Genomic DNA, 12,441 nt, shown 5'->3' with positions numbered 1-12,441 from the left:
GGGGGGATTTGGGGGGGGGGGGGGGGTGGCGACAGTCTGTCTCAGATCGCCAACTATCGGTATGGGGTGGAGGGGGTTAAATATAATTCCGAACTGTTTAGTGCCGATTTCGACCCAGTACTAATTAATTAGAGTCGCTGTCGAATACCATCGAGACGAGCTTTCGCTCGGCCGCTCTGAGGTGGTAGTGGTAGGTCGGCGGCGAGACGTCGAGGGCGGCCGCGAGGTCCTCGCCGGTACTCTCGCGGGGCCAGTCGAAGAACCCGCTGTAGTGGGCCGCCTGCAGCGCTTCGTACTGGCGGCCGGTGACCCGCTCGCGAAGCTGCGCGTCGAGCCGCCGTGCCGACTGGGTCGTCGTCTCGCGTTTCGCGTGTAGGTCGGTCTCCGGATACTCGTCTCGGATCGCCTCGATCACCGACCGGGCGTTGACCCGCTGGGGTACGTCGAGTACCAGGGTCGCGCTCCCGTTCGCGGCGGTGGCCGAACGAAGCTGAGCGTCGTTCTCCCTGAGCACGTCGACGAACGCCGTCGGACAGCCGGTGATTTCGAACAGCGTCGTCTCCTCGCCCTCGGAGACGACCGAGATCGTCTCGACGGACGCCCACCGGTCGGCCAGCGCGCACAGGGTCTCGACCGGCGGGTCGGCGACGCTGACGAAGAAGACGACCGAGCCGTCCTCCCGGTCGATCGCCCCCTCGAGCGTGAGTTCGGCGTCGACGTGCTTCGAGAGTCGGTTGAGCAGGAGCCGCGAGTCGCGACACGCGAGTTCTAACTCGAGGCGGTTGTCGGTCAGCAGCGAGCGGGTCCGTTCGACCGAGTGGATCGCGTGGCCGATCGTCTCGCCCAGTTCCGTGAGGACGGCGCGCTCGCCCGCGGTGAACGCGTCCGCCGGTGGCGCGTGGACGACGAGCGCCCCGTAGCTGTGTTCGTTGTCGACGAGCGGGACCGACAGTACCGTCTGGAACCCGAACGTGAGCGCCTCCTTCCGACGGGACTTCCAGCCGTGGTCGTCGAGGACGTTCGGAACCAGCTGTGCCGTCCGCTCGTCGACCGTCCGCCGGATCAGTACGGCTTCGGGCGCGTCCGGTCCGTCTTCGCGCACGCTGTCGATGTAGGTCGGATCGATGCCCGCCCAGTCGCTGGGCGTCGGCTCCGTCCCGTTCGCACGGCTGGTCTCCGTGGTCGCGATCCACGCGAACAGGTAGCGGTCGGTCTCGGCGAGCCGTTCACAGACGGCCGATTCGATCTCCTGGCGCGTCGAGGCCTGTGCCACCGCCCGGTTGATCTTCCGGACGATCTCGTTGGTGTGATTCAGCCGCGTCAACTCCTCGTTCTGCTGGGTGAGCGTCCGGTCGTGTTCACGCAGCAGTTGCTCGCGCTCTGCGCGGTCGAGCGCCGCCTCGGTGTTCGCCGCCAGAATGTGCATCAGCTCCGTCATCGTCTCGTCGAAGCCGTCGACGACTTCTGCGCCCGCGACGAACACCCCGTGCGTCCCCAGCGGGACGATCAACTCGCTGCGACTCAGCGTCTCCGGGTTGTGGACGTTCGCCGCACGACGCGTATCTTCGTAGTAGGCCGCCTCCCCCTCCGAGAAGACCTCCCAGACCAGCCCCTCCCCGCGCTCGAAGCGCACCTCCGGGTCCAGCAACTCGCTCGAGGACGCCGTCGACGCGGCGTGGGTGAGCGCCCCGTCAGCCGGGTCGAACGCGTAGATGGCGACGATCGGACTCTCGAGCACTTCGCCTGCCGTCTCGACCGCCGCCGTGTAGATCTCCTCTTTCGTGCTCGCGCGCATCAGGTCACGCGTCGTCTCGTGTAACGCCGCGAGCGTCCGCTCGTAGCGACGCTCGCTCTCGCGCAACTCGAGTTCGGTCCGGTACTGCGAGACCGCGTTCTTGATCTGGTTCGCGAGCAGCGTGTAGCGATCCCGCCCCGGCTTCTTCTGGAGGTACTGGGTGACGCCCGCCGCGATGGCCTCGCTCGCGATCTCTTCGCTTCCTTTCCCCGTAAAGAGGATGAACGGCAGATCCGGATCGGTCTCGCGAACCGCCTCGAGCAGGTCGAGCCCGCTCATCCCCGGCATCTCGTAGTCGCTGACGATACAGTCGACGCCCGTTCCCGGCTCACGGATCGCCTCGAGCGCGGCATCGGCGCTCACGGCCGTCTCGATCCGGAGCGCCTCGTCTTCGCGCTCGAGCATCGAGGCAGCCAGGTCGGTAAAGCCCGGATCGTTGTCGACGACGAGTGCAGTGATCGGTGTGTTCATAGGGTCCGTCTCTGGCGGCCGGTCTCCCCACCCAACGACCGCCGCCTGTCCGTCGGGAGAGTTCTCGCTGCGATACTAAAGAATTAGGTGTTCTCCCGAAGGCACTCGGCACCTGCCGAAACACGCCCACGTAAGTACGTCGGCTCCGTGTCCTCGCCCGTGTACGACACCCACGCCCACAGTACGTACTCCGACGGTTCCTTCCTCGCCGGGATGGTCGACGCCGCGACCGCCGCCGGACTCGAGGGCATCGGCTTCGCCGACCACTGCTCGGTCTCCGGCCGCCCCGCCCAGCGCGACGCCCGCGACGCCCTCGGCTTCAACCTCGACCGGACCTACGAGCGCCGCCGCCGCGCCATCTCTCGCCTGCGCGAGCGCGCGGACATCACCGTCTACGACGCCGTCGAGATGGACTACGACCCGCGCGACGACGAGCGCATCGCGGCCTTCCTCGAGTCGGCCGACTTCCAGTACGCCATCGGCTCCGTCCACTTCGTCGACGACCTGAACGTCCAGCACACCCCCAACTTTACCGACCTCCCGGAGGCGACGCTCGGGCGCCTCGTCGACGGCTACTTCGACACCCTCATCGAGATGCTCGAGTCGGGCCACTTCGACATCGCCGCCCACCCCGACCTCATCGAGCGAACCCCGCCGCTGGCCGGCCGGGCGACCGACGACCACTACCGACGCGCCGCCCGCGCCTTCGCCGACTCGCGGACGATTCCCGAGATCAACGCCGGCCGCGCCTGCTCGGATACAGAACTCGTCCACCCCGCCCCACGGTTTCTCGAGTGCCTCCTCGAGCACGACGTCCCGGTCATCCTCGGCACCGACTCCCACCACCCCGACGAGTTCGGCCCGCGCGTCGAATTCCTCGAGACGTTCACCGACCGGTGGGGACTCGAGGCGGTGACGCCCGCAGCGGTGCTCGAGTAGTTACTCTCGTGGCTGGCTCTCTCATCACCTCCGCTCTCACGAACTCAGTGCGGAACCTGCCCGTCAAATTCGTACTCTGCTGCCCAGTTGATCGATGGGTGGTCGATCTTCGCCTCGTACCGGAGTTCCATCTTCTGCTCGGTGGCGTCTTCGACATCTATCCAGTACAGCTGCTCGTACTCCGGGTAACGAACGACGAACGCATCGATCTCGTCGTGGTAGGTGTGCTCGTGGTATCGTCCGTCTCTGGTCGTCTGGGAGTGAGTATTGAATCTGATCGTCTCAGATTTGTTCTGCCAGGCCGTCTTACACTGAACCCGGTACAGGGAGTGTCCATCGTCGACGACCAGGTCGTACCGGTCGTTGTCTCCGAACGGAATCGAGACACTGTTGCCCGCGGCAACGAGTGTCGCGATGATCTTCGCTTCCGTTTCGTCCCCTCTGTCTTTCGAGTTCGCCATACACGTGCTCTCGTCCCGTGATCACACTTGAACGTGTACACGTCTGCGGCGGTCTGCCTAGAGAACGTCACGGATAACGAGCACACGCTACGCGGTGCTCGTCGAAGTTGTTCGCGTAAAAACACGCCCGGAGCGGGATTTGAACCACGCCTGAGAACCTGTTCGCTTCACTCACAGAACCTCTGTCTGATTCAAACCCCTCGTCGACGCTCGTCGTTTTCGGGAGTACTCGCGACGAGACACACTCGTCGCTCGTGGAATTGAAATCGAAGAAGCGCCCGGAGCGGGATTTGAACCACGGTCGCAGCGAAGCTGCTCCCTGATTCAAATCCCTCGTTTACCGCTCTCAAAATCCGTGATGTTCGCACCCAGCAAGCTGGGTGCTCACGGGGTTGAATTTTGAAAAGCGCCCGGAGCGGGATTTGAACCGAAGGAAGACGGTCAGCCTCGCTTCGCTCGACTGCTGCGACTTCCAGGGTTCAAATCCGCTCATCGGTGTTTTCCGCTCACGGGTGGACGAGCACACGCTATGCGGTGCTCGTCGAACTTGTTCGCGTAAAACACGCCCGGAGCGGGATTTGAACCCGCGTCACAACCGTGACAGGGTTGTATGATGGGCCACTACACCATCCGGGCTTGCAAGCTATCGTATCCGGGTTGGAGTATTAAGACTTTCCAATCGGCGGCGCTGTGGTAGGGCGACCCCTTCCACGGTTTTCTCCCTCGAGCCGGTTCACTCTTCGGTGAAAATACGTCTTCTTGACAGCCTCCACAAGGGATATATGCCAGAACGGGCTATTCGTGAGTGTGAACGTCTACCCCGGACAGGGTCGCCCTGCCGGTTAGCGGAGTCTCCGGCTCGCTTTAGTAACCGTTAAATGCCCTCCGCCGATACGTCCCTGTAGTATCTCGTGACAGCCACTTCTCTCCCGGTAGCCCAGACCAACACACGCACTGACACATGGTAGACGTAAGCAAACACGAACTCGTTCCAGAGCACACTGTCGTCGACGAGGACGTCATCGACGCGGTGCTCGAAGAGTACGACATCGACCGCACCGACTTACCAAAGATCAAGTACAACGATCCCGCCCTCCCCGAGGATGCCGAGGTGGGCGACGTCATCGAGATCGTTCGTAACTCTCGAACCGCCGATCGAGCAATCATCTATCGACTCGTGGTAGATTAAATGGCAATGGACACCGCACTCGACCGTACGATCCGACGCGACATCTCGAGGGAGTACTTCTCCCGAGAGCGTCTCGCAGAGCACCACTACCGATCGTTCAACGCGTTTCTCACCCGGGGAATGCAGGAAGTCGTCGACGAGAAGGCGACGATCGACACGGACATCGGCGACAAGGAAGGCGAAGAGCCGGTTCACGTCGAACTCGGCGACGTTCGCGTGGTCACGCCGCGCGTGCGCGAGGCCGACGGCAGCGAAGAACTGCTCTACCCCCAGGAGGCCCGCCTTCGAAACATCACCTACTCCGCACCGGTGTTCATGGAGATGTCGATCGTCAAGGGCGAGGAGGGCGACCAGCGCGTCGTCGACTCGACGGAGACGAAGATCGGTCGGATGCCGATCATGGTCGGCTCCGAGAAGTGTAACATCGCCGGCTTCACCGACCAGGAACTGATCGACATCGGTGAAGACCCCGCAGACCCCGGCGGCTACTTCATCGTCAACGGCTCCGAGCGCGTCCTGATGACGAGCGAGGACCTCGCACCGAACAAGATCCTCGCCGAGTACGACACCAAGTACGGCGACGAGATTCAGGTCGCCAAGACGTTCAGCCAGCGCCGGGGCTACCGTGCGCTCGTACTGTGTGAGCGCACCCGAAACGGCTTACTCGAAGTGTCGTTCCCCTCGGTCTCGGGTTCGATCAACTTCGTCACGCTCGTGCGCGCGCTCGGTCTCGAGTCCGACGAGGAGATCGTCCACAAGGTCTCGAACGACCCCGAGGTCGTCAAGTACATGCTCGAGAATCTCGAGGAAGCCGAGGTTCAGACCGAAGAGGAGGCGATCGAGGCGCTCGGTAAGCGCGTCGCGAGCGGGCAGGGCAAGAACTACCAGCTCAAACGCGCGAACTACGTGATCGACCGCTACCTCCTGCCGCACCTCCACGAGGACGGTGTCGAGGAGGAGGATGTCCGGATCAACAAGGCCCACTACCTCTGTCGGATGGCCGAGGCGTGTTTCGAACTCGCCTTACAGCGCCGCGAGGCCGACGACAAAGACCACTACGCGAACAAGCGCCTGAAGGTCAGTGGCGACCTGATGAAAGACCTGTTCCGGACGGCTCTGAACAAACTCGCGCGTGACGTGAAGTACCAGCTCGAACGTGCGAACATGCGTAACCGGAACCTCTCTGTGAGCACTGTCGTGCGTTCTGACGTGCTCACGGAGCGACTCGAGCACCCGATCGCGACGGGCAACTGGGTCGGCGGCCGCTCTGGCGTGAGCCAACTGGTCGACCGGACGGACTTCATGGGCGTGCTCAGCCACCTGCGCCGACTGCGCTCGCCGCTGTCGCGCTCGCAACCGCACTTCGAGGCGCGTGACTTACACGCGACCCAGTGGGGTCGCATCTGTCCCTCCGAGACCCCGGAGGGACCAAACTGTGGACTGGTGAAGAACTTCGCGCAGGCGATGGAGCTCTCACAGAACGTCGAGGACGAACAGGAACTCAAACGCGAGTTAGCGTCGATGGGCGTTCAGGGCATCCCTGGCCTCGAAGGCACGACTCGAACACCTGCGGACGACTGAGATTACGACATGGCAACACAACAACGAGAAGCCAAGGTGTACGTCAACGGATCGCTCGTCGGGACCCACCCGGACCCGCATCAGCTCGCCGAACAGATCCGTGAGGCGCGACGAATCGGCGACGTAAGCGAGATGGTCAACGTCTCGGTGAAAGAACGGACCCGTGAGGTCATCGTCAACGCCGACGCTGGCCGGGCGCGACGGCCGCTGTTGGTCGTCGAGAACGGCCAGCCGCGTCTCTCCGACGACGAGGTCGAGGCGATCCGCGAGGGCAACCTCGAGTTCGAGGACCTCGTCGCCCACGGCTACATCGAGTTCATCGACGCCGAGGAGGAGGAGGACATCTACGTCGCCGTCGACGAGGACGACTTAGAGGAAGAACACACCCACTTAGAGATCGATCCACAGCTCATCTTCGGCATCGGTGCGGGGATGATCCCGTACCCCGAGCACAACGCGAGTCCCCGAATTACGATGGGGGCGGGGATGATCAAGCAGTCGCTCGGTCTTCCGAGCGCGAACTACCGCATCCGACCCGATACGCGCCAGCACCTGCTGCACTATCCACAGCTGTCGATGGTCAAGACCCAGACGACCGAACAGATCGGGTTCGACGACCGGCCGGCGGCACAGAACTTCGTCGTCGCCGTGATGAGCTACGAGGGGTTCAACATCGAGGACGCGCTCGTCATGAACAAGGCGTCGGTCGAGCGCGCGCTCGCTCGCTCGCACTTCTTCCGCACCTACGAGGGTGAGGAACGTCGTTACCCCGGCGGCCAGGAAGACCGCTTCGAGATTCCGAGCCAGGACGTCCGCGGTGCGCGCGGTGAGGAGGCCTACACCCACTTAGACGAAGACGGTCTCGTCAACCCGGAGACGACCGTCGACGAGAACTCCGTCCTGCTGGGGAAGACCTCTCCGCCGCGCTTTTTAGAGGAACCCGACGACATGGGCGGGCTGTCCCCACAGAAACGCCGCGAGACGAGTGTCACGATGCGTTCCGGAGAGAGCGGCGTCGTCGACACGGTCACGCTGATGGAAGGCGAGGACGGCTCGAAACTCTCGAAGGTCTCGGTGCGCGACGAGCGTATTCCGGAACTCGGCGACAAGTTCGCGTCCCGTCACGGCCAGAAGGGAGTCATCGGCCACCTCGCACCCCAGGAGGACATGCCGTTCACCGAGGAGGGGGTGGTGCCGGACCTCGTCGTCAACCCCCACGCGCTGCCCTCGCGGATGACCGTCGGGCACATCCTCGAGATGATCGGCGGGAAACTCGGCGCGATGGAAGGCCGGCGCGTCGACGGGACGCCGTTCCTCGGCGAGGACGAAGACGAACTCAGAGACGGCCTGGTCGAGGCGGGCTTCAACTCGGCCGGCAAAGAGACGATGTACTCGGGCGTCACCGGTGAGAAGATCGAGGCCGAAATCTTCGTCGGCGTCATCTTCTACCAGAAGCTCTACCACATGGTCTCGAACAAACTGCACGCCCGCTCGCGCGGGCCGGTGCAGGTGCTCACCCGCCAGCCGACCGAGGGTCGTGCCCGCGAGGGTGGGCTGCGTATCGGGGAGATGGAGCGTGACGTCTTCATCGGCCACGGTGCGGCCATGACGTTGAAAGAGCGCTTGCTCGACGAGTCCGACCGCGAGTTCATCCACATCTGCGGCAGCTGTGGGATGGCCGCCGTCGAGAACGTCGAACAGCGCCGGGTGTACTGTCCGAACTGCGACGAGGAGACCGACATCCACGAGATCGAGATGAGTTACGCGTTCAAACTCCTCTTAGACGAGATGAAAGCGCTCGGAATCGCCCCGCGACTCGAACTACAGGACGCCGTCTGATACATGCGAAACAGCACACCAAAAGACATCGGAGCGATCGACTTCGGGCTGATGGAGCCCGAGGAGTACCGGGACATGAGTGCCACGAAGATCATCACCGCCGACACCTACGACGACGACGGGTTCCCCATCGACATGGGGCTGATGGACCCACGTCTGGGCGTGATCGACCCTGGTCTCGAGTGTAAGACCTGTGGGAAACACTCCGGGTCGTGTAACGGCCACTTCGGCCACATCGAACTGGCCGCGCCGGTGATCCACGTCGGCTTCACCAAACTGATCCGCAGGCTGCTTCGAGGCACCTGTCGGGACTGTTCGCGTCTGCTCCTGACCGAGGACGAACGCGAGGAGTTCCACGCACAGATCGACCAGTCGCGAAAGCTCGGTCGCGATCTGAACGACGTGACGAAGGCGGCGATCAGGCAGGCGCGCAAGAACGACCAGTGTCCGTTCTGTGGCGAGGTCCAGTACGACATCGAACACGAGAAGCCGACGACCTACTACGAGGTCCAGCAGGTGCTCACGAGCGAGTACTCCCAGCGCATCGCCGGCGCGATGCAGGGCAACGAGGAGGAGGGCATCGAGCGGACGACGCCCGACGAACTCGCCGAGAAGACCGACATCGAGCTCTCGCGGATCAACGAGATCCTCTCGGGGTCGTTCCGTCCGCGCGAGGCACAGCGGAAGGCGATCGAGAAGGCGCTCTCGATCGACCTCACCGACGAGGACACGAACAAGCTGATGCCCTCCGACATCCGCGACTGGTTCGAGAACATTCCGGACGAGGACATCGAGGTACTCGGCATCGACGCCGAGCGCTCGCGCCCCGAGTGGATGATCCTCACCGTGTTGCCGGTGCCGCCGGTCACGGCGCGGCCGTCGATCACGCTCGACAACGGCCAGCGCAGTGAGGACGACCTCACCCACAAGCTGGTGGACATCATCCGCATCAACCAGCGGTTCATGGAGAACCGTGAGGCGGGTGCGCCACAGCTGATCATCGAGGACCTCTGGGAACTGCTCCAGTACCACGTCACGACGTTCATGGACAACGAGATCAGCGGGACGCCGCCGGCGCGCCACCGCTCCGGTCGGCCGCTGAAGACGCTCAGCCAGCGGCTGAAGGGCAAGGAGGGCCGGTTCCGTGGCTCGCTCTCCGGAAAGCGTGTGAACTTCTCCGCGCGAACCGTCATCTCGCCGGACCCGACGCTCTCGCTCAACGAGGTCGGCGTCCCCGACCGGGTCGCCACCGAGATGACCCAGACGATGCTCGTCACCGAACGCAACGTCGAGCAGGCCAAACAGTACGTCGCCAACGGGCCGAACAGCCACCCCGGCGCGAACTACGTCCGCCGGCCCGACGGCCGTCGCCTGAAGGTCACCGAGAAGAACTGCAAGGCGCTCGCCGGGATGACCGACGAGGAAGAGACCGCGGGTATCCAGACGGTCGGACCCGGCTGGGAGGTCAACCGCCACCTCATCGACGGCGACATCGTCATCTTCAACCGACAGCCGTCGCTGCACCGGATGTCGATCATGGCCCACGAGGTCGTGGTCATGCCCTACAAGACCTTCCGGCTCAACACCGTCGTCTGTCCGCCGTACAACGCCGACTTCGACGGCGACGAGATGAACATGCACGCCCTCCAGAACGAGGAGGCGCGCGCCGAGGCGCGCGTGCTCATGCGCGTCCAGGAACAGATCCTCTCACCGCGCTTCGGTGGCAACATCATCGGCGCGATTCAGGACCACATCTCCGGGACCTACCTGCTGACCCACGAGAACCCCCGGTTCAACGAGACACAGGCGCTCGACTTACTGCGCGCCACCCGGATCGACGAACTGCCCGAACCCAGCGGTATCGACGACGAGGGTGTCCCCTTCTGGACCGGCCGCGACGTCTTCAGCGAACTGCTGCCCGACGACCTGACCCTCGAGTTCATCAGCGAGTCCGGCGACACGGTCGTCATCGAGGACGGCCAGCACGTCGAGGGAACGATCGACTCCGAAGGTGTCGGCGAGTTCGGCGGTGAGATCGTCGACCAGATCACCAAAGAGTACGGCACGACCCGCGCGCGCATCTTCATCAACGAGATTTCGACGCTCGCGATGCGTGCGATCATGCACTTCGGGTTCTCGATCGGGATCGACGACGAGACGATCCCGGACGAGGCCAGCGCCCGCATCGACGAGACGATCCAGGAGGCGAACGACCGCGTCAACGAACTCATCGAGGCCTACGAACGCGGCGAACTCGAGAGCCTGCCCGGCCGTACCCTCGCCGAGACGCTCGAGATGAAGATCATGCAGACACTCGCGCGTGCGCGTGAAAACGCCGGTGATATCGCCGAAGAGCACTTCGACGACGACAATCCGGCGATCGTCATGGCGGAGTCCGGTGCCCGTGGGGGGATGTTGAACCTCACGCAGATGGCTGGCTGTGTCGGCCAGCAGGCGGTGCGCGGCGAGCGCATCAACCGTGGCTACGAGGACCGCACGCTCAGCCACTACCAGAAGAACGACCTCTCGGCCGAAGCACACGGCTTCGTCGAGAACTCCTACACCGGCGGGCTCACCCCCCGGGAGTTCTTCTTCCACGCGATGGGTGGCCGCGAAGGGCTGGTCGACACGGCCGTCCGAACCTCGAAGTCCGGCTACCTCCAGCGACGGCTCATCAACGCGCTCTCGGAACTCGAGGCACAGTACGACGGTACCGTCCGCGATACGAGCGACACCATCGTCCAGTTCGAGTTCGGCGAGGACGGCACCTCGCCCGTGATGGTCTCCTCCGGTGTCGACCACGACATCGACGTCGAAGGCATCGCCGACCGCATCCTCGACGGGGAGTTCGAGAGCGAGGCTGAACGTGAGGAGTTCCTCGGCTCGAAACAGCCGCCGACGAACCTCTCGGAACACGCAGACAGTCGCCGCGTCGACTCGGTCCCGGAGGTGACCTCCGATGACTGAGGTGACCGCCACGTTCGACCTGCCCGACGATGTCGTCGCCGTCGTCGAGGGGACGCAACTGCCACGGCGGCTCAAAAACCGCGTCCTCCGGACGCTCGAGGAGCGCGAGGACGTCACTGCAGTCCAGGCCGAAGAGGTCGCTGGCGTGGTCGAGAGCCGATACGTCGATACACGCGTCGACCCGCTCGAGCCGGTCGGGACGGTCTCTGCGCAGTCGATCGGTGAGCCGGGGACGCAGCTGACGATGAACACGTTCCACTACGCGGGTGTCGCAGAGATCGACGTCACGCAGGGGCTGCCGCGGCTGATCGAACTGGTCGACGCCCGGAAGACGCCGGATACGCCGACGATGGAGGTCCACCTCCAAGAGGAGTACGCCACCGAGCGCGAGAAGGCCCACGAGGTCGTCTGGAAGATCGAGGCGACGAAGATCCTCGCGCTGGGTGACGTCTCGACGAACGTCGCTGACATGCGCGTTGTCATCTCGCTCAACCAGGAGACGCTCGACGAGCGGATGATTTCGCCCGAGACGGTCGCCGAGACGATCGAAGACCACCTCGGCGTGAGTACGGTCCAGCAGGGGACGACGGTCGAGTTCGGTCCCGAAGAGCCCTCCTACCGCGACCTCCTCCAGCTCGTCGAGGAGCTTCGCGACATCACGTTCAAAGGGATCGAAGAGGTCTCGCGCGTGGTCATCCGCCGTGAGGAGCGCGACGACGGCGAGGAGGAGTTCGTCCTCTACACCGAGGGCTCTGCTTTCGGCGACGTGCTCTCGATCGAGGGGGTCGATGCCTCGCGGACGACGTGTAACAACATCCACGAGATCTACCGCAACCTCGGCGTCGAGGCCGCCCGCGAGACGATCATCGAGGAGACGAACAACACGCTCGCCGAGCAGGGTCTCGACGACGTGAACGTCCGTCACCTGATGTTGGTCGCAGACATCATGACCAACCGTGGTGAGATCGAGTCGATCGGCCGTCACGGCATCTCCGGGTCGAAGAAGTCCGTCCTCGCGCGTGCGGCGTTCGAGGTCACGGTGAACCACCTGCTCAACGCGGCGATCCACGGCGAGGTCGATCCGCTGAGCGGCGTCACCGAGAACGTCATCGTCGGCAAGCCGATCAAACTCGGCACCGGCGACGTCGACCTCCGGATGGGATCGACGGGGCGCTAACGACGCGACGGAGACACTCCTG

General features: G+C 63.9%; 8 protein-coding genes and 1 tRNA gene. 6 read left to right on the top strand and 3 right to left on the bottom strand.

Annotation, left to right across the window (positions count from 1 at the left end; genetic code table 11):
* Nucleotides 1-124: 124 nt before the first annotated feature.
* Entirely contained in the window at nucleotides 125-2,266 is a 2,142-nt protein-coding gene (locus tag N0B15_RS02705; protein WP_263017848.1) for a bacterio-opsin activator domain-containing protein, read from the bottom strand.
* A 159-nt stretch (nucleotides 2,267-2,425) separates the two neighbouring features.
* On the opposite strand from N0B15_RS02705, the gene N0B15_RS02700 reads away from it, so the two are divergent.
* Nucleotides 2,426-3,205, top strand: a complete 780-nt coding sequence (locus N0B15_RS02700; RefSeq protein WP_263017847.1) for a PHP domain-containing protein — start codon at nucleotides 2,426-2,428, stop codon at nucleotides 3,203-3,205.
* Nucleotides 3,206-3,249: 44 nt separating this feature from the next.
* On the opposite strand, the gene N0B15_RS02695 is transcribed toward N0B15_RS02700, so the two are convergent.
* Both N0B15_RS02695 and N0B15_RS02690 read right to left on the bottom strand, forming a co-directional pair.
* Nucleotides 3,250-3,666 (bottom strand): group I intron-associated PD-(D/E)XK endonuclease, encoded by a 417-nt coding sequence (locus tag N0B15_RS02695; RefSeq protein ID WP_263017846.1) that lies wholly within the window; start codon nucleotides 3,664-3,666, stop codon nucleotides 3,250-3,252.
* A 563-nt stretch (nucleotides 3,667-4,229) separates the two neighbouring features.
* A tRNA-Asp gene (locus tag N0B15_RS02690) sits at nucleotides 4,230-4,302 on the bottom strand.
* 325 nt (nucleotides 4,303-4,627) lie between these two features.
* On the opposite strand from N0B15_RS02690, the gene N0B15_RS02685 reads away from it, so the two are divergent.
* From N0B15_RS02685 to rpoA2, 5 genes are read left to right on the top strand one after another with little or no spacing between them, the layout of a single operon-like run.
* On the top strand, nucleotides 4,628-4,855 hold the full coding sequence (locus N0B15_RS02685) for a DNA-directed RNA polymerase subunit H (protein ID WP_263017845.1): 228 nt from the start codon (nucleotides 4,628-4,630) through the stop codon (nucleotides 4,853-4,855).
* Nucleotides 4,856-6,436 (top strand): DNA-directed RNA polymerase subunit B'', encoded by a 1,581-nt coding sequence (locus N0B15_RS02680; RefSeq protein ID WP_263017844.1) that lies wholly within the window; start codon nucleotides 4,856-4,858, stop codon nucleotides 6,434-6,436. It abuts the gene before it with no gap.
* A 9-nt stretch (nucleotides 6,437-6,445) separates the two neighbouring features.
* Complete coding sequence (gene rpoB, locus N0B15_RS02675) at nucleotides 6,446-8,275, top strand: DNA-directed RNA polymerase subunit B (RefSeq protein ID WP_263017842.1); 1,830 nt, start codon at nucleotides 6,446-6,448, stop codon at nucleotides 8,273-8,275.
* 3 nt (nucleotides 8,276-8,278) lie between these two features.
* Nucleotides 8,279-11,242 carry a DNA-directed RNA polymerase subunit A' gene (locus N0B15_RS02670; protein WP_263017840.1) on the top strand — a complete coding sequence of 988 codons (2,964 nt, stop codon included), beginning with the start codon at nucleotides 8,279-8,281 and terminating at the stop codon, nucleotides 11,240-11,242.
* On the top strand, nucleotides 11,235-12,419 hold the full coding sequence (rpoA2, locus tag N0B15_RS02665) for a DNA-directed RNA polymerase subunit A'' (RefSeq protein WP_263017839.1): 1,185 nt from the start codon (nucleotides 11,235-11,237) through the stop codon (nucleotides 12,417-12,419). Before N0B15_RS02670 ends, rpoA2 begins: the two co-directional genes overlap by 8 nt.
* Nucleotides 12,420-12,441 lie beyond the last annotated feature (22 nt).

It is taken from the genome of Natronobiforma cellulositropha (assembly GCF_025629245.1).
Lineage (GTDB): Archaea > Halobacteriota > Halobacteria > Halobacteriales > Natrialbaceae > Natronobiforma > Natronobiforma cellulositropha.
Note: the sequence above shows the minus strand (reverse complement) of the source record. Positions and strands in the feature narration are given on the sequence as shown.